The following is a 21,221-nucleotide window of genomic DNA, read 5'->3' as shown; positions in this document are numbered from 1 at the left end:
AACCGAGTGTAAGTTTCATTGCCAAGTCCCTGTGTCTTCCGTTAGTCACTCCACCTGTCGGATATAACGCCCCCTGTAAGCGGCCGTCTTGCCCAGGTATGTACTTAAGCTAGTCTTGCAATAATGGCCTCCGGTCATCTCTGTCGGCGTCGTGCGCTTTGCTGATAATTAGTTATCCAGCTTATTTCGTTGAAAACGGAGCGTTAGACATGAATATGAAATTCAAGAACGCGTCAGCATGCCTTGTTATGATGACTGCTTTGATGGGCAATACCTACGCAGCGGCCAGCGCATGCCCGGCAGTCAAAAACATAACTCAAACCTCCGAGGATTGGGGCTACTCCTACAAAGCTGCTGACCCTTCTGGGCAGCACTGGAGTGGCGAAAACCCTTTGGCTACGGAAGCAGACCTTGAAAGTGTTCACTTTACACTGGCCGGCATCCGCAATAACGATAAGGGTTTTTTTGTCGCGTGTGATTATGAGGGAGCGAGTGATAAAGGATCGAAGGATGCGGGGTTTAGATTAATACTTAAAACTCCGTCGGAGCCCAAGACTGTCGGGAGCAGTTGGAAAGACAAAGAATGTAAAGCCGCTGACCCAACACTCTGTACGTTTGAATAATACGTTTGAATAGTCAAAGGTTCAAAGACGTGTCAGCTATGGGCGTCTTTCCCTTTGCTTTGTCAAACGGCGCACTGGGTTGCTCGAGCAGTTACTGTACTCTGTGTCAGTGACTTGATTGATACCGGGAGTGGATCAATGTTCGAGCTTTCCCAACTGCGTTGCTTCACCACGGTGGCCACAGAGCTGAATTTTCGCCGTGCCGCCGAACGGCTAAACATGACGCAGCCGCCGTTGAGCCGGCAGATTCAGATACTGGAGCACAATCTGGGCGTCGAGCTGTTCACGCGCAGCACCCGCAGTGTGGCACTGACTGCCGCGGGCAGGGCCTTTTTCATTGAGGCGCAGACCTTGCTGGAGCGCGCGCAGCAGGCGGCCATTTCCGCGCGGCGCTTTGCCGAAGGTGACATCGGCTCGGTGACTATCAGTTTTGTCGGCAGCGCGGTGTACGAGTTTCTGCCCAGGGTGATCGCCGAGGCGCGCCTCAAACAGCCGCAGGTGAAGATTTCCCTGACGGAAATGAATACCTATCAGCAGCACGAAGCACTCAGGGCGCGGCGCATTGACCTGGGCATCGTGCGGGCACCGTTGTTTCAGCCGGGTTACGAGAGCGAATGCCTGGTACGCGAGCCGTTCGTGCTGGCCGTGCCGAGCAATCATCGCCTGGCGCATGCCGATTCGGTGGCGGTGGCCGATCTGGATGGCGCACCGTTCCTGATGTATTCGCATTCGGCGTATCCACCGTTCAACGAACTGCTGACCGGTATGTTTCGCTCCGCACGAGTTGCACCGGAGTATGTCCAATGGCTTGGATCGTCACTGACTATTCTGGCGTTGGTCAACGCCGGAATGGGCCTGGCTTTGGTGCCGCGTTGTGCAACCAATGTGGTGTTCAAGGATGTCGTGTTTCGTGACATTGACCTGGGCGAAGGCGTGCAGAGCGAGTTGCACCTGGTCTGGCGTACCGACAATGACAATCCGGCGTGCCGGATGCTGCTGCAAGCCATTCGGGCGGCCGTCAGGGCAGATGAAAATTGAAGCGAAAAACCTTGCAACGTAGTGGCATCAACTATCATTCATTCAGTCGATAGTCATCATCAAGCAAGGCAAGTTCTGTTTTTCCGGCAAAGGAGGAGGATGGCGCCATAGCCACCTGCTCCAAAGGGAGACGACGCGATGAGAATGTTCAATCTGTTGACGTTTGCTGCCGTGTTCAGCACCAGCATTGTGTTCACTGCCCCCGTCAATGCTGCCGTCTCCCCGGTCTCCGAACAGTCCTGCCATTTCATGCCCGTCGTCGACAGCGCTGCGGGCCTGCAACACACTCAGTCGGTGGGCGTGCTGTACAGCGAAAACACCCTCAGCAACCTTCAGTATTTGAACAACTATCACTCGGTGGCGCTGAGGAGTGGCCGCAGTGGCGCGCTCGATTCACGTATCCGCAATGCATTCGTCAACAGTTCGGACCCGGCACTGGCGACCGACTGGCTGGTGGGCTCATTAAAGAAAGAGTTCGCCTCGGTGACCGTCTACGACACGCTCGATGCGCTGATGCAGGCGCGGCCGGATGTGGTGGTCATGCTCGACACTTACAATCGTCTGGTGAGCAAGCGCAACAGTCAGGTCGAAGCGCGGTTCATGGCACGCTTCTATGACAACGACCTGCAATACATCGGCAAGGCTGAAGGTGAGGTGGTTCGGGAAATGACCTCGGTCTGGGTGCAAGGCAAGGCCGCTCCGGAGATCGCCGCACAGATCGATCAGCAGCGTGATCTGCAAGTGAATGCCTTGAAGCAGTTCGACGCCTCGCTCAAAGCCCTGGTCATGCAGGCCGACCGGGCGCAAGTGGCGGCGAACTGATTGTAGTGACTGCGTCAGGCCTGTGAGGCTGTTGACCGATAGAAACTGCTCATCGACTTTCGCTGCTTCAATACCGCCTGCCATCAGCATGGTCGCCTGCAAATCGAAGATCGGCACGTTAATGCTCCTTGCCCCGTAGGGGACGCTTGAAAGGTGTACAAGCGTCATTAATCCAGGCGCGCGCAGGGGAAAGTGACCGGCGGGTTATTTCAATTAAACCGATGCACGGCTCGGTTTTACCGTAAAGAATTAATCACTTCTGCCGAGAGCCTGACAAGCGAGCCGACAATTAGCTGTCCGGTTCGCATGATGAGCAGCAAGCCACGTGTGCTTTGACTGTGGTAACAGAGAAGCCTTGCGATGCTGAAAAAACTACCGGGTGCCTTGCGTGCCCTGATGTCTGTGCCTGCTGATAACCCCAGGTTGTTGCAGGCCCAGTACGTTGCGTTGTCCCGACAACTGCCGTTGATGTACTTCGTGCTGCTGGTCAATACCTGGGCGTTGGCGTTCACTCATTGGCGAACCGCTCCGGTGTGGCTGACGCTGCTGGTCCCTGCGCTGCTCACGGTTATCTGTGGCGTCCGTGCAAGCAAATGGTTGCGCACTGTAAACCGGCCGCCACCCGCTCCGGCGATCATTCTGGCCACGCTGCGCGGTACGCATGGTCTGGCGGGCGTGATAGCGGCCGGGTTTGCCGCCTGGTCCCTGTCGCTTTACCCCTATGGCGATGCCTATTCCCAGGCGCATGTCGCGTTTTTCATGGGCATTACGGTGATTGTCTGCATCTTCTGCATGATGCACTTGCGGCCCGCAGCGCTGACCACCGCGCTGGTCGTCAACACCGCCTTCGTGATTTTCTTCGCCTCGACTTACAACATTACCTTTATCGCCACGGCGGTGAATATCGTGCTGGTGTCGATCGGCATGCTGATCATTCTTCATTACCAGTACCGCGATTTCACCAGTCTGGTGAATGTGCAGGTAAAGACCGAGCAACTGAGCAACGAGAACCTGCTGCTGGCCAATCAGGACAGCCTGACGGGCCTGCCCAATCGTCGGCAGTTCTTTCAGACTTTGGATACCGCGATGACCGAGGCAATGGCGCAGCGCAGCGGGCTGGCAGTGGGCGTGTTGGACCTGGACGGGTTCAAGCCGGTCAATGACCTTTATGGTCATCGAATCGGCGACCGTCTGCTGATGCTGGTGGCTGAACGCCTGACCAGCGCCTCAAGCGACAAGGTGCATGTATCGCGACTGGGCGGTGACGAGTTCGCGCTGGTGATCAAGGGAGACATCGACAGCGAGGCATTGCAGGCGTTTGGCAAACACCTGTGTGACCTCATGCACGAAAGCTTCGAACTGTCGGACATGCCGATCCAGATTGGCGCGACACTGGGCCTGGCGACGTACCCGGCTACCGCAGATAACGCGACCCAACTGTTCGAATTTGCCGATTACGCGCTGTATCAGGGCAAAAACCATAACCCCGGAACCACCTGCCTGTTCTCCGCTAGCCACCGTGAGCAGTTGCATGCCGACGGCGTTACCGAACAGGCCTTGCGGCGCGCCAATCTGGAAACCGAGTTCCACGTATTGTTTCAGCCGATCATTGAAAGCTGCACGCGCGAAACGGTGGCGTTCGAGGCGCTGGCGCGCTGGAACAGCCCGGAACTGGGGGCTGTTTCGCCGGCGCATTTCATTCCGATCGCCGAGCGCATCGGCATGATCAACAAGCTCACTGTGCCCTTGTTGACCCAGGCGCTAAGCATGGCCCTATCGTGGCCTGCGCCTGTCAGGCTGTCGTTCAATCTGTCCGCGCACGACTGTGCGACCTGGGAAAGTGTCAACAGAATTGTCGAGATCATCGAACACAGCGGCTTCGATGCGTCGCGGCTCGATCTGGAAATCACCGAAACGGCGGTCATGCAGGATATCGCCCAGGTGCAGCAGGCCATTACCCAGTTCCGCAAGCTGGGTTGCGGCATCTCGCTGGACGACTTCGGCACCGGCTTCTCCAGCCTCAGTCAACTGCACGCGCTGGCGCTGACCAAGCTGAAGATCGACCGCAGCTTTGTCACCGGGGTGCATAACAACCCGGCCAGTTACAAGATCGTCAAATCGCTGGTTGCCTTGAGTCTGGACATGTCGCTGGGTTGCGTGATCGAAGGCGTCGAAACACAGGATGAGTTGAATGCATTGACCACCCTGGGTTGTACGATGGTGCAGGGTTACTTCTACAGCCCGCCGATCAGTTTTGCAGAGACGCTGGCATGGATTGAAATACCCGATGAAGAGCGCACCTTCGGTTACGCCGCTTCGTGCCCCCTCTGATCGATTGCATGTGGGCGATTCACTCGGGCGCGCGTGGGGTAAGATGCCTTTTTTGATCCCCACGGAAGCCTTTGATGAGCAAACCCGGGCAGACCGTCCTTGTTGCGCTGCGCAAGATGATCGCATCAGGCGAGCTGGCTGCCGGCGAGCGCCTGATGGAGGTGCCGACCGCCGAGCTGTTCGGTGTGTCGCGCATGCCGGTGCGCATGGCGTTCCGGACGCTGGAGCAGGAAGGGCTGCTGGTGCCCTTTGGCGGGCGTGGGTTTCAGGTGCGTTCGATCAGCCCGATTGAAATCGCCGGTGCGGTGGATGTACGCGGTGTCCTCGAGGGGCTTGCTGCGCGGCAAATGGCCGAGCGTGGCGTGACCCAGGAGGCGCGCGACGAACTGGAGGCCTGTCTGGTGCAGGGTGACGCGCTGTTCGAGAAAGGCCATGTCACTGAAGATGACCTTGAGGTCTATCACGACATGAACATGCGTCTGCATCGCGTGATCGTCGAGGGCAGCGGTAATCGCGCCATTGCCGATGCACTGTCGCGCAACGACCATCTGCCTTTTGCCTCGGTGACCGCGCTGGCCGTGGATCGCGACAACCTGATTCGCGAATACCGGCGGTTCAATTTCGCCCACATGCAGCATCACGCCGTGGTGGATGCGCTGGTCAACGGGCAGGGCGCTCGCGCCGAGGCCATCATGCGCGAGCATGCCAATGCCACCTTGCGTTACGCGGAAATCTTCGGCGCCGGGCAGAACGAGCGCATGAAGGTCATTCAGCGCCCGGACTGATCAGAGGTCGAGCACCAGCACGGGCGTCTTCGAACGTGAGCAGCAGGGCGTGAACTGATCGTTGAGCGCCTGCTCGTCTTCGGTCAGAAACAGATCGCGATGATCCGGAATGCCTTTCAACACCCGCGTCAGGCAGGTGCCGCAGACACCTTGCTCACACGACAGTGGAATATCGATGCCGTGGCTTTCGAGCACCTGAGCGACCGTCTTGTTGGCCGGAATGGCAATGACCTGGCCAGTACTGGCGATCTCTATCGAAAAACTGCCGTCGTTGCTGGTGTCCACCGGCTCTGCGGAGAAGTACTCGCGGTGCAGAGTGTCCTCGGACCAGCCAGCGGCACGCGCGCTGTCGAGGATGTATTGCATGAAACCGCCTGGCCCGCACACGTACAGATGGGTATCGGGCTGGGGGTTGGCGAGCACTTTACCAGCCTCCAGTGCGGTGTCCGGCTGTTCATCGAAGTGCAGCGTGATGCGCTCGGCAAATGCCGAATGCTTCAGGCGCTCGATAAAGGCGCCGCGCTCGGCGGAACGCACGCAGTAGTGCAGCTCGAAATCGGCAGCCTCCAGCGCAAGCTGTTCGGCCATGCACAGGATCGGGGTGATGCCGATACCGCCGGCGAACAGCAGCGTGCGTCGGCTGTTTTCAGCCAGCGGGAACAGGTTGCGCGGTTCGCTGATGCGCAACTGCGCGCCAGGCTGAATCTGCTGATGCAGGCTGCGTGAGCCCCCACGCGAGGTCGGGTCGTTGAGGACGCCGATCAGATAGCGGTGACGCTCGCTCGGGGCATTGCACAGCGAGTACTGGCGGATCAGCCCGTCAGGCAGGTGCACGTCAATGTGCGCGCCTGCGCTGAACGGCGGCAACAGCGCTCCGTCTGCCCGCACCAGTTCAAAGCTGCAGATATCCAGCGCTTCATCGTTACGTGATAACACTGTCACGTCGATCATGTCAGGTCCTCGGGTGACCGCGGCACGGGTCACTTCTGATTGTTTTCTTCGTATTTCGACGGGCAATGGCCGGTCATTTCGTCGCCATCACGGGAATCTGCTCGCCGGGACCGGCCTGCTCGGCAGCGATCAGCCGCTCCAGGATCTTGCGTGACTGCACGCCACCGGCGTCGATATTGAGCTTGAGCAGGTTGCGATGCGGATGCTGAAGCAGGTTCTGTTGCTGGCGCTCAAGCATTTCCAGGTCTTCGGTGAAGATCTTGCCCTGGCCTTCACGGATGCTGGCGGTCAGCGCTTCGTCGGCCGGATTGAAGTTGCGCGCCATGCCCCAGAAGTACCAGATGGACGTGTCGGTCTCAGGGGTTATGAAATCGACGACGATGCTCGACGCCTTGAACTCTTTAGGCGCGTCATAGCCGCCTTTGCCCGCATGGGCGACGCCGACTTCGATCAGCACATGACTGGGCGGCGTGAAGCGGCAGATCTGCCAGCGATCGACCGGCACGTCATCGGCCAGATTGTTGCCACGCAATGCCATCTGCCAGAACGGCGGCGGCATGATGTTTTCCATGTGCCGGGCGGTGACCACTTCCTCGCCTTCGACCGTTGTGACGGGCGCTGCCTCGTCGATTTCCTTCTGGCCGATGCTTGACGCATGCACGTAGGTTTCGTGAGTGAGGTCCATCAGGTTGTCGATCATCAGGCGGTAGTCGCACTGGATATGAAACAGCCCGCCGCCGTAGGCCCATTCGTCGCTGACTGCCCACTCCAGATGATGAATGAGTGCCGGGTCGGCTTTTTCCCGGTCACCGGGCCAGACCCAGATGAAGCCGTAGCGCTCGACCGCGGCGAAGGTCTTGTTGCAAGGGAAGCCGCGAACACGCTGGCCGGGCATCGAAACAGTCTTGCCGTCGCCGCCCATGACCAGCCCGTGGTAACCACACACCAGCTGGCCGTTCTCGACATAGCCCAGCGAGAGCGGGGCGCCGCGATGCGGGCAGAAGTCTTCGACGGCCACGACCTGCTGGTTCTGGTCGCGATAGAACACCATCTTTTCGTTGCAGATCTGCCGGCCCAGAGGTTTGTCGGCGACTTCATCCGCTGTGCAAGCGACGTACCACGCATTTTTCGGGTGCATTATGGTTCTCCACGGTTCGATTATTGGTCTTATGGATCCACAGAATGAATCAAGTTGTTTCCTTGAGATTATTAATGCCACAGGATCGCGATTAATCCAATGATTAATTTTGTTAACTATTATTTAATGGATCCACAGAGGCCGATCAGCCGGGGCTGGATACCTGCAACGCTGCGCGCAGGCGCGGCGCGAGGGCTTCCAGCAGGGTCTGCACGGAACGCAATGCGCGACAGTCGGGGCGGGTCAGCAGCCACAGGTCGGTGCGGCATCCTTCCAGCGGGCCACTCAGGCGTTCGACCGCTCCAAGGCCCTCGACCGTGAAGCCGGTCAACGCCGCGACGCCCAGGCCGGCAGCGACCAACTGCGAGACAGCCGACATGTTGCTGCAGCGGTAGCTCGGTAATACCCCCGGAAAGGCCTGTTTGCGCCAGATTACCGAGGTGTGGTCGGGCATCGAGTCGTCCGGGCTGATCCACGGGATCGAGGCAGGGTTCTGCGTCAAGGCCTCGCGGTATTCGGCGCGGCCACAGACAAAGTAGTCGGCACTGCCCAGGCAGCGTCCGATCAGGTGTTCGGGGGGCGTATTGGTCAGGCGCAGGGCGATGTCGGCATCGCGACGGCTGAGGTTGGCAAAGGCATTGGAGGTGGCCAGCTCCAGCGTAAGGGCAGGGTACTGCGGCATGAAGTCCGCCAGCGCCGGTAATAGCAGGCTATGCAGTACTGCATCGGTACAGGTCAGGCGTACCGTGCCGCTGACGACCTGTTCGCCCTGTTGCAGGGCGATGCGCGCAGCAGCAAGCGCCTGTTCGGCGCGCTCGGCCTGCTCGGCCATGGCCTGCGCGGTATCGGTCGGTATGTACCCGCGCCGGTTCTTTTCAAACAGCGCTGCACCGAGGGCTGCTTCCAGGCGACGGATCGAGCGGAATACGGTCGATACATCAACCTGCAACAGATCGGCGGCGCGTGCCAGCGTGCGGCCGCGAACCAGGGCGAGCACCAATGAAAGGTCGGCGTGGGTGATTTCATATTGCATCGGTGCATTCTTCCTTTGCCGGAATGCCTATGTTTGTTGCGCAGATGACTATCCTAGACTGGTTTCATTCCCGCTGGATAGCGTCCGATGAGCGCTGGCCACTCAGATTTCACACAGGATTTAACCCATGTCGCGAGCTCCCTTGATCGGTGTCACCGCCTGCCGTCAACAATTGGGCAAGTACTCTTCTCACACTGCAGGCGACAAGTATGTCGAGGCCGCAGCCTTCGCCGGCATGCCGGTGATTCTGCCTGCGCTCGAGGTGCCCACCGAGCCTGCGCAACTGCTCGCGTCGCTGGATGGCCTGCTGTTTACCGGCTCGCCGTCCAACGTCGAGCCGCGTCACTACAATGGACCGGCGAGCGTGGAGGGCACCGCTCATGATGTATTCCGGGACCGCACCACACTGCCGCTGCTCAGGGCTGCCATCACTCAGGGCGTGCCGGTGTTGTGCATTTGCCGCGGTTTTCAGGAGCTGAATGTCGCTTTGGGCGGCAGCCTGCATCAGCGGGTTCAGGAGTTGCCCGGCTATCTGGATCATCGTGAGCCGCAAAGCGAGGTGCTGGCGGTGCAGTACGCGCCAAAGCATGCTGTGCAGGTGCAGCCTGGCGGTTTGCTCGACTCGCTCGGGCTGGGCCCGGGCTTCGAGGTCAACAGCCTGCACAGTCAGGGTGTCGATCGTCTGGCGTCGGACCTGCGCGCAGAAGCATTGGCCCCCGACGGTCTGGTCGAAGCGGTGTCCATGCCCGGCGCGCCAGGCTTTGTGCTGGGTGTGCAGTGGCATCCGGAATGGGAGTTCATGGACAACCCCGTGTCGCTCAACCTGTTCAAGGCCTTCCGCGAGGCCTGCCAGAGCTATGCGCGCAACCACCGCTAGAGCGATGAGCTGCTGAGTGTTGCGGGCAAACGTGATTTAATATCCGGCTTGACGGCTTCGGGTAATGGACGATCCATTGCGCCGGGGCGCTGCCTCATTCACCGGATATCTTTCACATAAGGTCACTATGGATACGGGAGCACGACTCAAACTGGTGCGTGAAAGCTACAAGCTGTCACAGCGTGAGCTCGCCCGACGCAGTGGTGTGACCAATGCCACGATTTCCCTTATCGAACAAAATCGTGTCAGTCCTTCCATCAGCTCGCTGAAAAAGCTGCTTGAGGGGATTCCCATGACGCTGGCGGATTTTTTCACATTCGATCAGCCTCCGGGACAGGATCAGTACGTGTTTCGAGCCGGTGATCAACCCGATCTGGGGCGCAACGGTGCCCGTTTGCTGCTGGTGGGCGCGACCCTGCCAAGCCGGCAGATGCGTTTTCTGCGTGAGCAATACGCGCCGGGTGCCGACTCGGGCGATGAGCCGATCGTTCACAGCGAAGGCGAGGAGTGCGGTCTGGTGACGCGCGGCACCGTGGAGCTGACCATCGATGGGCAAGTCAACATTCTCGGTCCGGGGGACGGCTATTACTTCCCGACCACCTTGCCGCATCGCTTCCGCAATATCGGCCAGGACGAAGCCGAGATCATCAGCGCCAACACGCCGGCCAACTTCTAGCATGCGCTTGCTGGCAGGCGTCACGATAACGTGATGATCGTTCAGCACGTCTGGCAACACGTCTGGAAAAAATTCAACTGACCAGCGCTGTCGGCCTGTAACCCTGCGGGTTCATGCACTGCCAGCGCCAGGCGTCGGTGAGCATCGAATCAAGGTTGAACCTGGCTCGCCAATCCAGCTCGCGCGCTGCTTTTCCCGGATCGGACCAGCATGCTGCAATGTCTCCGGGCCGGCGTGGTTCAAAGATCAACGGCACAGCTTTGCCGGAGATACGTTCGAAGGCGTGCACCACCTCAAGCACCGAATAACCCTGTCCTGTGCCCAGATTCCAGACGGATACGCCACGTTGGTCATGAATTTTGTCCAGCGCCTTCAGGTGTCCCTCGGCCAGATCCATCACATGAAGGTAATCACGCACACCTGTTCCGTCCAGCGTGGGGTAGTCACTGCCGAATATGTGCAGGGCAGGACGTAGTCGATTGGCAACCTGCAGCAGGAAGGGCAACAGGTTGTTCGGCGTGTTACAGGGCGACTCGCCCAGCAGGCCGGACGGATGCGCACCAATGGGGTTGAAGTAGCGCAGCAGACCGATGGACCAGCGTGGATCCGAGCGGGCGACGCTTTGCATCACATGCTCGGCCATCAGTTTGGAGTGCCCGTAAGGATTGGTCGGTAAACCCAGTGGGCAGTTCTCATCCAGCGGCATTTGCTCACACCCGCCGTAAACCGTCGCGGATGAGCTGAATAACAGGTCGAACACGCCTGCTTCTGCCATTGCCTGACACAAGTTGACGCTGCCGCTCACGTTGGTCTCGAAATAGCGCAGCGGCTCTCGAACGCTTTCGCCCACCGCCTTGAGTCCGGCGCAATGCACCACTGCCTTGACAGGGTACTGAGCGAACAGCCGGTGCAACGTCGCTTTGCTGCGCACGTCGCCGTGGATGAACGCAACCTGTCGCCCGCAGAGTTCCTCTATCCGTCTTAACGGCTCTCGCGAACTGTTGCACAAGTTATCAAGCACGACGACATCGCGGCCATCTTCAAGCAACTCGAGCGCGATGTGAGCGCCAATGTATCCCGCACCACCGGTAACCAGAATCATGATTGTCCTCCCTGGATTTTCGCCGCCTCGGCAAGAAGCGAGCTGACGGCTCGTCGTCGTGACCTTTCTCAACAGGACGACAGAGGAGCCTCGCTTGCGAAAATCAGGACCAGACCACCGCGTGGGGAAAACGTACTGCAGGTGCCAGAAAAACATTCGCTCAAGACTAGGGGCGTATTTGTTCCGCCGAGTTCAACGGTTCATTCTCAACGGCGCCTACCCTTTATCGGAATCAACGAACAGCGGCCTGGGCGCGTGTTCGAAACCCACGAGCCGGTCTATGGTTGCTCCATGCATGTGATTGTTCCATGTACGCAACAGCCGCCACTGCCTATCCTCATCATGAATGCCGTCGAAGTTCAGCCCTTTTCAGAGCCCTTCAGTTTCATCCAGGACTTTTTAACAGAAGGGAAAACTCTATGAACGGTGTTCAAACGATTCAATCCGAGACGTCGGCCTTAACCAGAGTCGAGGCTGCCATCAGGCCTTTACTGCTGTGCCTGTCCCATCTGCGATGGGGGTTTGTCTATCAGCGTCCTCAGCACATCATGTCGCGAATGGCGCAGGATTATCAGGTGGTGTTTCTTGAGGAGCCTGTTCTGTCGGACTCCCCTGATATCCGGCTTGAACAGCTTCCGCAAGCGTGCGGTGTCACGGTACTGGTGCCGCACCTGCCCCGGAAAATGCAGCCTGATGAGGTGATCACTGCACAGCGCGCATTACTGAATCGTTTTATCGATGCACAACACTTCGGTGAGTTGCTGTTGTGGTATTTCACCCCGATGAGCCTGGCGTTTACCGACCACCTCAGCGCGCACGTGACGATCTTCGATTGCATGGACGAATTGTCTGCGTTCAAAGGTGCGCCGCCAGAGCTTGTCGAACAGGAAAAAGCCTTGATGAAGCGCGCAGATGTTGTGTTTACTGGCGGCTTCAGCCTATGGGAGACCAAGCGTCTGCAGCATGCAAATGTGCACGCCATGCCCAGCAGCGTCGATGTCGGGCATTTTGCAGCCGCTCGCAGCGGGCAGTCTGACCCTGAGGATCAACAGTATATCCCCTATCCAAGGCTTGGCTTTTTCGGCGTCATTGACGAACGTTTTGATATCGGGCTGATTCAGCAACTGGCCGAGTTGCAGCCGCACTGGCAAATCGTCTTGATCGGCCCCGTGGTGAAAATCGACCCGGCAAGCCTGCCGCATTTGGCCAACGTCCATTATCTAGGCAGCAAGTCCTATGACGACTTGCCAGCCTATCTGTCGGGCTGGGACGTTGCGTTGATGCCATTTGCGCTGAACGACTCCACACGCTTTATCAGCCCGACCAAGACGCCGGAATACCTGGCTGGCGGCTGCCCGGTGGTATCAACCCGGATTGCCGATGTTGTCAGAGCGTATGGTGAGTCGGGTGTTGTGGCCATTGCCGATGACGCCGACGGGTTTGTGCGCGCGACTCAAGAGGCCCTGGCGCACAAAGGTACTATCGATTTTCTTCGCAAAGTTGACGCATTGCTGGTTGGCGAGTCCTGGGACAACACGTGCGCGGCCATGAAGGCGCAAATCGCCCTGGTGGCCATCGGGGAGCACATCGAATGCCTCGGATAAATCTTGAATCAGCCGCGCGTGAAAAGACGCCCTATGACTTTCTGATCGTCGGTGCAGGTTTTGCAGGCAGTGTGTTGGCGGAAAGGCTGGCGGCGGGATCGAGCAAGCGCGTTTTGTTGATCGACCGACGTCCACATATCGCGGGTAACGCTTACGATCACCTGGACAGTGCCGGGGTGTTGGTTCATCAATACGGGCCCCATATATTCCACACCAACGCTGAGCGGATTGTGGAATACCTTTCACGATTTACCGAATGGCGCGATTACGAACACCGTGTGCTCGCCAGCGTAGACAACCAACTGCTGCCTGTTCCGATCAACCTCGATACGCTCAACAGCCTGTACGGCTTGCAGATGAATGAACAAGAAGCCGAAGCGTTTCTTGCCAGCCGCGCCGAGCCTGTCGAGACGATAAGAACCTCCGAAGATGTTGTGATCAGTCAGATTGGTCGGGAGCTGTACAAGAAGTTTTTCCGTGGCTATACCCGCAAACAATGGGGGCTGGACCCCTCGCAACTGGACCGGTCGGTCACCGCCCGAGTACCTACCCGTACCAACTCGGACAGTCGTTACTTCACGGACACTTTTCAGAAAATGCCGCTGCATGGCTACACGCACATGTTTGAACAGATACTCAACCACCCGCTTATCGATACCGTACTGGGGGTCGATTTTGCCGATGTGCGCAAGGCGGTGAAGTATTCGCATTTGATCTATTGCGGGCCGATCGATGAATACTTCGGTTATTGCTACGGCCGTCTTCCGTATCGATCGTTGCGTTTCGAGCACAAGACCGTTGATCAGGCGCAGTTTCAATCGGTGGCGGTGATCAACTACCCGGATGAGGCAGTCCGTCATACGCGCATCACCGAATACAAGCACCTTACCGGTCAACTGCACGCCAGAACCAGTCTCAGTTATGAGTTTCCAAGTGCCGAGGGCGACCCTTATTACCCCATTCCCCGACCCGAAAATGCCGAGTTGTACAAGCGTTACAAAGCATTGGCCGATCAGTCGGATGAAGTCACTTTCCTTGGGCGGCTGGGCACCTACAAGTATTACAACATGGACCAGGTCGTGGGCCAGGCGTTGGCGTTGTACCAGCGGCTGGCCCATGACTTCCCTGAGCAACCTCCCGAACCGATTGAACAGCCTGCGCGAGGTTGAGCATGGGCGGTCTGTTCGACAGTTTTTTCATCGGCGGATTCGAGTGCGCCAGCCATCGACGAGGTGACGGTGTGCGACTCGACCTGCTTCACACCACCGGGCACGACCGCTGGACGCAGGAAGATTTTGCCGCAGTGGCCGAGTGCGGAATGCGTACTGTACGTGACGGTCTGCGCTGGCATCTGATTGAAGCCCGCCCAGGTTGTTACGACTGGAGCAGTTTTCTGCCCATGTTGCGAGCCGCGCGGCATCAGGGCACCCAGGTCATCTGGGACTTGTGCCATTACGGTTACCCTGATCATCTGGATGTCTGGCGGCCGCAGTTTGTCGAGCACTTTGCGCGTTTTGCCGCTGCGGTGGCTCAGCGCGTCAAGGACGAAGGGGAGACCGCACCTTTCTATTCGCCGATCAATGAGATTTCGTTCTGGAGTTGGGCCGGGGGCGACATGGCTTATTTCAACCCCGGTAGTGAGCAGCGCGGCATGGAACTCAAGCATCAACTGGTCCGGGCCAGTATTGCGGCAATAGACGCGATACGCATGATAGAGCCCAACGCGCGTTTTATTCAGGCCGAGCCATTGATTCATGTAGTACCGGCGACACGTGGCAGCGGAGATGCCGCGGCAGCAGAGCGCTATCGGCTGGCGCAGTTCGAAGCCTGGGATCTTTTATCCGGACGGCAATGGCCTGGGCTGGGCGGCCGCCCCGAGTATCTGGATATCCTGGGCGTCAACTTTTATCCGCATAATCAATGGCAGCTCAATGGCCATAAACTTACGCACGACGATCCGCAGTACAGGCCTTTTCAGGGCATGTTGAGCGAGTTGCACGGGCGATACGGCAGACCGATATTGATTTCTGAAACCGGTGCGGAAGACGTTCAGCGTCTGCCCTGGTTCAATTACGTTTGTGCCGAGGTCGGCAAGGCGTTGAGGGCCGGCGTACCTGTGCAAGGTATCTGCTGGTATCCCGTTCTCGATTATCCGGGCTGGGATGACGGCCGATACTGTCCGGCGGGGCTGCTGGGTTATGCAGACGGGCAGGGTACGCGGGCGATCTTTGACCCTTTGCAGGTGGCGTTGCGCGACAACACGCTTGAATTGGCGGCTCTCATTCGAGAAAAGAATGGAAAACCTGCCGTTTGAGTAAGCGTTTCGGGAGTGCGTGACCCCTCAAATGAATATAATTCGATTTTTGTCAGATACCTGAGAACCCTTTTGAGGCTGCGCCAGTCCTAGCCATTAGAGAGCAGGCGCAATAGCCCAATAAACAGTCTTGGAGTTTCTGGAGTGTCGGAAAATAAAACCCGGGTCGACAATGCGGCGACGGGAGATATCAAGCATCAGGGGAAAGATATCTTTTTCGCGGCGGTAGAAACGACACGGATGCCGATGATCGTGACGGACCCCAATCGCCCGGACAATCCCATCATCTTTGCCAACCGGGCATTTCTGGAAATGACCGGCTATGCGTCAGAGGAAATCATCGGCAGCAACTGCCGATTTCTTCAAGGGCCTGACACTGATCGGACGGCGGTGCAGTCGATTCGCGATGCAATTGACCAGCGCGTCGATATCTCCACTGAAATTCTCAACTACCGTAAAGACGGCTCCTCGTTCTGGAATGCCCTGTTTATTTCTCCGGTCTATAACGACGCAGGCGAGCTTATTTATTTTTTTGCATCGCAACTGGACATCAGTCGCCGTCGAGATGCCGAAGAAGCATTGCGTCAGGCACAGAAGATGGAAGCGCTGGGGCAGCTTACCGGTGGCATCGCGCACGACTTCAATAACCTGCTGCAAGTGATGGGCGGTTATATTGATCTGATCGGCAGTGCGGCAGAGAAACCCGTCATTGATGTGCAGCGTGTCCAGCGCAGTGTTCATCACGCCAAGTCTGCCGTCGAGCGCGCCAGTACGTTGACCAAGCAATTGCTGGCGTTTGCCCGTAAACAGAAACTGCAGGGGCGAGTCCTCAATCTTAATGGTCTGGTCTCCACGACAGAACCGCTGATCGAGCGTACTTTTGGCCCGGAAGTGATTATCGAAACCGATCTGGATCCGGCGCTGAAGAACTGCCGTATTGATCCGACCCAGGCAGAAGTTGCCTTGCTGAACATTTTCATCAACGCCCGGGACGCGCTGATTGGCAGGCTCAACCCCAAGATATTCATCGAAACCCGTAACCTGGTCGTCGATGAGCTGGCCAATATGCCCTATGACGGCCTGTTACCTGGCCGTTATGTCTCTATTTCGGTCACGGACAATGGCATTGGTATGCCTGCGAGTATCCGTGATCGGGTAATGGACCCGTTTTTTACCACCAAGGAAGAAGGCAAGGGCTCCGGGCTCGGCCTGTCGATGGTCTACGGCTTTGCCAAACAGTCGGGTGGTGCGGCGCGTATTTATACCGAAGAAGGTGTCGGCACCACGCTGCGCCTGTATTTCCCGGTAGACGAAGCCGTCCTGAGCAAGAACGATCCGCCGAAAGCTTCGGAACGGCGTATTGGCAGTTCCGAGCGGATCCTGATCGTGGAAGATCGTCCTGATGTGGCCGAACTGGCGAAGATGGTGCTGGATGATTACGGCTATGTGTCGGAAATTGTCCTCAATGCCCGGGAGGCACTGAAGCGCTTCGAGGCCGGCGCCACGTATGACTTGCTGTTCACTGACCTGATCATGCCGGGCGGGATGAACGGTGTGATGCTCGCGCGGGAAGTCAGGCGTCGGTACCCGAAGGTCAAGGTGCTGTTGACCACCGGCTACGCTGAGAGCTCGATCGAGCGAACCGACATTGGCGGCTCCGAGTTTGAGGTGGTGTCCAAGCCCTGCATGCCGCAGGACCTCGCCAGGAAGGTCAGGCAGGTCCTCGACGGGCCGAACGGTATCGCCTGACGATACTGACAATGAACACATGAAGGCCTGCCTGTTCTCAGTCGGGCCTTCATGCTGTTTGGCGCGGTCTTTATTACGATACCTGCGCAAACACTTGTGAGTGTTGCGTATAGCCAGTGAGTGTCGGCATTCAAAAAGGCGGGCAGTCGGTTAATTCCCGTCTGTTATTAACGGACATCACACAACTCCCAATAGTTAGAGCAAACAGCCTAATAAAACAAAAAGTGTGTAAATCGCTTGGAGCATAGGGCAAAGGTTACGTTCCCTTGATGTGCGTCAGTATCAATACAGTTCTATTGTGTTGGGCCCAGTCTGAAAAAAAGTCTATAAAATTTTTAAACTTCTTGAACGTCTTCTGGGTCATTGATGTGTACGCCACACATGTGTGCGTTTACTGCCAATGACTCAAAGGACTATGACTATGATTCGCGACGACCGTATCGCCCCAGGTGCCCCTGTGTACCACGAAACTCATGCAGCGGCTCCGCTGCTTAAACGAATCTCCTGGAGTGCGATTCTGGCCGGTGTTGTTCTGGCCATGGTTGTTTCGCTGTTGCTGAACCTGTTGGGTACGGCAATCGGAAGTGCCAGTATCGATCCCATGCAGGAAGCCAATCCGTTGTCCGGCATTGGTACGGGTGCAGGTATCTGGGTGGTGATCAGCTCGGTGATCTCGCTGTTCGTCGGCGGCTGGGCCGCTGGACGTCTGGCGCAGCGTGAAGGTGCATTTCATGGCCTGCTGGTATGGGCGAGCGTCTCGCTGATCACGGTTTATCTGGTCTCCAGCGCAGTGACCGGCGTCGTGCGCGGCGGCCTTAACCTGGCGGGCAGCGGCATGTCGGCACTGGGCAGCGGTATCGCACAGGTGGCTCCGGCCGTTGGCAGCAAGATTCAGGATCAATTGCGCGCCCAAGGCATTGATTTCAATCTGGACGATATTCAGGGCGAGATTGAAACAGCCATGCGTCAGACCGGCAAGCCCGAACTGAATCCGGATAACGTCAAGCAGGAAGCTCAGGCGACTCAGCAAGACGCGCAGAACACTGCCAAGCAGAGCGCACAGAATCCTCAGCAAGCCGACCAGCAATTGAGCGGCCTGATGGATCGCATCAAAGCTAAAGGCGACCAGGCGTGGGACGCCGCTGACCGTCAGGCGCTGGTCAATCTGATCAAGGCGCGTGGCAACAAGACTGACGCCGAAGCCAACCAGATCGTCGATCAGGCTCAGGCCAGCTACCGTCAGGCGTATGCCAAGTATCAGGAACTGAAAGCTCAGGCCGAACAGAAAGCCCGCGAAGCGGCTGAAGTGACCGCCAAGCGTGTTTCGCAAGGTGCCTGGATTCTGCTGATCACGCTGGTGATCTCGGGTCTGGTAGCTGCGGGTGCAGGCGTACTGGGTCGTCGCACTCAGCCGCCAGCCAAGGTTGTTGCTGCGGTCTGATTCACTGCAATAAGACTTGAACGGAAGCACCAGACGGGGAGCGTTGATCGCTCCCCGTTTTTATTCATGATGCAGGTGATTGATGGCGTGCAGTTGATACTGATGCAGTCGACATTTTTTGATTGAGGTTACCTTTCGGCAAATCCTCAATCTTCCACCACCTCATCATCCTGTTCTGCAATCTGCTTATTAAAAGAGCGTTCAAAGAGCAAGCGTTCTGCCAAAGAGCTACCAGGAATATCGTTGATTTCAACGGTAGCCCCCGTGTCATCGGCATGGGTCACTCTGATTCGCTTCCCGGATAAAACGTCGTCTGCCGACCCACCTTGCCGCAACGGAGCGTCATTCATGCCATGTATGCCTGATGGCGTTGTGTCCACGAGCGTGTTGGAGACGGAGTTGCCATTAAAACGAGCGATTCTCACAATCACACCATTGACAAATGGATCGTCAGTTGGCCAGTTTTCAAAGCCGGGTGAAGGCTTGCGGAATTCCAGCGTGAGATAACTGCCATCGCTACGAAACAGGCGTAAGCCTTTGACCACTTCGGGATCCGCCGCTCTGAACAAGGGTGCAATGTTATAGGTGCCATTTTTCATCACTTCAGGAAATTGGTCATCAGTGAGCCAGCCCGCGTAGTACAAATAAGGAATGGGGTAAAGACGTGACCCCCCACCATTCAGGGTATCCGAAGGGTCAGCGCTATTAGTGACTGCGCACCCACTGGCGCCGATTTGCACAACTTCCCGACTATTGTAAGGGCAGCGCTCCAGCGAGGTCGCATGAGGTCCGCCGAGGCTATGACCGAATTCGTGTTGCCACATCCATGGCTTGTGGCCCGAATTATTTCCCATGGCCCACCAGCCCGGCATCGCAGCAAGCCCACCCCAGGAGCACGAAGTAGAAGGAATCTCAACGGCGACATAATCGTAATTATCCCTGTCAGTTCCCTTGTCGCGTGCGAGTTCTATCGCTTTGTTCCTCAGTTCAGTGGACGGGCAACCTGAAGGTCTTGGGCCCAGGTCTAGACCGGTCACCGCATCCCCGATGAACTTCAGATGATCGCCGGAGGAAAAAGAGACCGCGTTGACAAATGATGTGTTATCACCAGGCGCTCCGAAGAAGGCCTCCCTGGTGGCCTCGAAGTCGGTTTCTGGCTTGTCACTGTATCGGGTGTGCAGCAGGAGAACTTTTCTATCGCCTACGATGGGGCGTCTGGGGATCTTGGGTACTGCCAATTCAAAGTTCCATGTCACTGCCTTCGACCGTGACTCCGGCACCATCTGGATGGTGTTACCTGCAAAGCCCAGAACTTCGTTATCACCGACAAGGTCGTTGCGATATTTATTGGCCAGTACAAACCCTTCTATGAGGGGAATGAAGTTCCTGTTGTAACTCCAGGAACGCTCCGAGGTATACCCGGTACCTTGGCAGTTGATCATTTTACTAGTTGACCCTAAGCACTTTTCTGTATCCCTGTCCAGCAGCGCGCGATTGGTCAATTTGTCATACCCCGGTACGATGACGGACATTCGCCAGTCTTGGCCGGGCACACTTTTACAGGGAGAAAACTCGACGCTGACTTCATCTGCAGACAACGCGAGGCACGTTTCCTGCCCTTTTTCAACGTTCCTGATGTAACCATAACGCTTGGCGATACTCCAGTTCGCCGAGCCTTGTTCTTTGCCACCCAATATCAACTGTTCGCTGGCATTGATTTGTAGGTAGTTAGCCATTCCCAGATCACTGATATATTTGTTTGACAGCTGACTGGGGTTGTTGCCGTCCCGATTCCACAGTCGCTTGGACTGATAATCATGACTGCCCGCGCTGGCACACGCGGCCATTTTTACGCTGTTGGCATTCGCCGCAAACAAACACATTTCTTGCGCTGATGTGGACAGCAGTTTGTTTTTTACATAAAGCCTTTTTTCCTTGGGCGTAAAAGTCCATTGCTGACTGTCCCTCCCCAGGCACTTTTGCAGTGCCACACTGGTCATGTCACCCGCCAGTGTTAAACAGGCGTCCTGGCCATTCACTGTACTGATGATTTCTTCGTAAAGAGGTTGGGTGATTGTCCAGTGTGATGAAGCTCCCTCTGCAGGGCCAAATACCAACTGCCCGCTTCCATCACTGAGCAGGTAGTTATCAAAGCCTAAATCCTTGATGTATTTATTTGATAACACGCTGGTATGGTCGCCGTCTCTGCTCCAGAGTCGCAAGGATTGATAGTCGTTGCTGTCGGCGCTGGCACAGGTTTTCATGCTGACGTGACGTGGATTCGACGCTGATAAACACATGGCCTGCGTTGATCCGCCTAACGCCTTGTTTTTTAGGTACAGCATGGACCCTGATGACACAAAGATCCATTGTTGATAATCGGTGTTGACACACTTTTGCAGTGAGACAGAACTTAAATCACTGTCGAGGGTTAAACAGACCTGCTCACCTTGCGCAATGCTGATGATCTGCTCATAAGGATTCATCTCCGTAGAAAAGGCGTTTGAATGGAAAAAACCCAGGAAAAACACGTACGTGAAAGCCGGCATTGTTTTCATAACTCTCCCTGTTGCTTGTGTCGGCGCATCCCTTGCGCCGTCAGTATTTTGTTTGCCCTATAACTATTTCTGAACTAAAAGTTCGCGGTTAACACAGGGTTGACCAACACGGCCAGGTCACGCTTAGGCTCTGTACGAAAAGTCGGCGAGCGAAGGTCAGGCGAGGCAAAAACAGGCGA

17 protein-coding genes and 1 pseudogene are annotated in these 21,221 nt (G+C 56.9%); 12 read left to right on the top strand and 6 right to left on the bottom strand.

Annotated elements, in window-relative coordinates; genetic code table 11:
• The first annotated feature begins 209 nt into the window (after window positions 1-209).
• The 3 genes from QRN50_RS09245 (at window position 210) to QRN50_RS09235 (ending at window position 2,483) form a co-directional block, all read left to right on the top strand.
• Window positions 210-623, top strand: a complete 414-nt coding sequence (locus QRN50_RS09245) for a DUF3757 domain-containing protein (RefSeq protein ID WP_024660380.1) — start codon at window positions 210-212, stop codon at window positions 621-623.
• A gap of 138 nt (window positions 624-761) precedes the next feature.
• Complete coding sequence (locus tag QRN50_RS09240) at window positions 762-1,661, top strand: LysR family transcriptional regulator (protein WP_011267910.1); 900 nt, start codon at window positions 762-764, stop codon at window positions 1,659-1,661.
• 138 nt (window positions 1,662-1,799) lie between these two features.
• Window positions 1,800-2,483 (top strand): hypothetical protein, encoded by a 684-nt coding sequence (locus QRN50_RS09235; protein WP_003401089.1) that lies wholly within the window; start codon window positions 1,800-1,802, stop codon window positions 2,481-2,483.
• 27 nt (window positions 2,484-2,510) lie between these two features.
• Here QRN50_RS09235 and QRN50_RS25845 read toward each other — a convergent pair.
• A pseudogene (locus QRN50_RS25845) lies at window positions 2,511-2,615 on the bottom strand (nucleoside hydrolase); the annotation flags it as partial.
• Between the two features lie 228 nt (window positions 2,616-2,843).
• Here QRN50_RS25845 and QRN50_RS09230 point away from each other — a divergent pair.
• Together QRN50_RS09230 and QRN50_RS09225 are read left to right on the top strand one after the other, a co-directional pair.
• Window positions 2,844-4,814, top strand: coding sequence for a putative bifunctional diguanylate cyclase/phosphodiesterase (locus QRN50_RS09230; protein ID WP_011267909.1), 1,971 nt, complete (start codon window positions 2,844-2,846; stop codon window positions 4,812-4,814).
• 74 nt (window positions 4,815-4,888) lie between these two features.
• A complete protein-coding gene (locus tag QRN50_RS09225; protein WP_003426510.1) occupies window positions 4,889-5,599 on the top strand; it encodes a GntR family transcriptional regulator in 711 nt (236 codons plus the stop codon).
• Here QRN50_RS09225 and QRN50_RS09220 read toward each other — a convergent pair whose 3' ends face one another.
• The 3 genes from QRN50_RS09220 to QRN50_RS09210 form a co-directional block, all read right to left on the bottom strand.
• On the bottom strand, window positions 5,600-6,550 hold the full coding sequence (locus QRN50_RS09220) for a PDR/VanB family oxidoreductase (protein ID WP_096126813.1): 951 nt from the start codon (window positions 6,548-6,550) through the stop codon (window positions 5,600-5,602).
• A gap of 73 nt (window positions 6,551-6,623) precedes the next feature.
• Window positions 6,624-7,688, bottom strand: a complete 1,065-nt coding sequence (locus QRN50_RS09215; RefSeq protein ID WP_003401095.1) for a Rieske 2Fe-2S domain-containing protein — start codon at window positions 7,686-7,688, stop codon at window positions 6,624-6,626.
• A gap of 145 nt (window positions 7,689-7,833) precedes the next feature.
• Complete coding sequence (locus QRN50_RS09210; RefSeq protein ID WP_011267906.1) at window positions 7,834-8,721, bottom strand: LysR family transcriptional regulator; 888 nt, start codon at window positions 8,719-8,721, stop codon at window positions 7,834-7,836.
• Between the two features lie 127 nt (window positions 8,722-8,848).
• Here QRN50_RS09210 and QRN50_RS09205 point away from each other — a divergent pair, with 127 nt between their 5' ends.
• Both QRN50_RS09205 and QRN50_RS09200 read left to right on the top strand, forming a co-directional pair.
• Window positions 8,849-9,598: a gamma-glutamyl-gamma-aminobutyrate hydrolase family protein gene (locus QRN50_RS09205; RefSeq protein ID WP_096126814.1), complete on the top strand. Its 750-nt coding sequence runs from the start codon at window positions 8,849-8,851 to the stop codon at window positions 9,596-9,598.
• A gap of 127 nt (window positions 9,599-9,725) precedes the next feature.
• Window positions 9,726-10,274, top strand: coding sequence for a cupin domain-containing protein (locus tag QRN50_RS09200; RefSeq protein WP_003344936.1), 549 nt, complete (start codon window positions 9,726-9,728; stop codon window positions 10,272-10,274).
• 73 nt (window positions 10,275-10,347) lie between these two features.
• Here QRN50_RS09200 and galE read toward each other — a convergent pair whose 3' ends face one another.
• Window positions 10,348-11,376, bottom strand: coding sequence for a UDP-glucose 4-epimerase GalE (galE, locus tag QRN50_RS09195; protein ID WP_060400283.1), 1,029 nt, complete (start codon window positions 11,374-11,376; stop codon window positions 10,348-10,350).
• A gap of 419 nt (window positions 11,377-11,795) precedes the next feature.
• On the opposite strand from galE, the gene QRN50_RS09190 reads away from it, so the two are divergent.
• The 5 genes from QRN50_RS09190 (at window position 11,796) to QRN50_RS09170 (ending at window position 18,484) form a co-directional block, all read left to right on the top strand.
• Window positions 11,796-12,980 carry a glycosyltransferase family 1 protein gene (locus QRN50_RS09190; protein ID WP_058399029.1) on the top strand — a complete coding sequence of 395 codons (1,185 nt, stop codon included), beginning with the start codon at window positions 11,796-11,798 and terminating at the stop codon, window positions 12,978-12,980.
• Complete coding sequence (gene glf, locus QRN50_RS09185) at window positions 12,968-14,149, top strand: UDP-galactopyranose mutase (protein ID WP_058399030.1); 1,182 nt, start codon at window positions 12,968-12,970, stop codon at window positions 14,147-14,149. Before QRN50_RS09190 ends, glf begins: the two co-directional genes overlap by 13 nt.
• A 2-nt stretch (window positions 14,150-14,151) precedes the next feature.
• Window positions 14,152-15,294: a glycoside hydrolase family 1 protein gene (locus QRN50_RS09180; protein WP_096126815.1), complete on the top strand. Its 1,143-nt coding sequence runs from the start codon at window positions 14,152-14,154 to the stop codon at window positions 15,292-15,294.
• Between the two features lie 144 nt (window positions 15,295-15,438).
• On the top strand, window positions 15,439-17,043 hold the full coding sequence (locus tag QRN50_RS09175) for a hybrid sensor histidine kinase/response regulator (protein ID WP_096126816.1): 1,605 nt from the start codon (window positions 15,439-15,441) through the stop codon (window positions 17,041-17,043).
• A gap of 421 nt (window positions 17,044-17,464) precedes the next feature.
• On the top strand, window positions 17,465-18,484 hold the full coding sequence (locus QRN50_RS09170; protein WP_003416781.1) for a hypothetical protein: 1,020 nt from the start codon (window positions 17,465-17,467) through the stop codon (window positions 18,482-18,484).
• 146 nt (window positions 18,485-18,630) lie between these two features.
• Here QRN50_RS09170 and QRN50_RS09165 read toward each other — a convergent pair whose 3' ends face one another.
• On the bottom strand, window positions 18,631-21,042 hold the full coding sequence (locus tag QRN50_RS09165; RefSeq protein WP_096126817.1) for a ricin-type beta-trefoil lectin domain protein: 2,412 nt from the start codon (window positions 21,040-21,042) through the stop codon (window positions 18,631-18,633).
• Between the last annotated feature and the right edge of the window lie 179 nt (window positions 21,043-21,221).

The sequence above is a fragment of the Pseudomonas sp. MEJ108 genome (assembly GCF_030208985.1).
In the GTDB taxonomy this organism is placed as follows: domain Bacteria; phylum Pseudomonadota; class Gammaproteobacteria; order Pseudomonadales; family Pseudomonadaceae; genus Aquipseudomonas; species Aquipseudomonas fragariae.
This window is presented reverse-complemented; position numbering and strand designations above follow the sequence as displayed.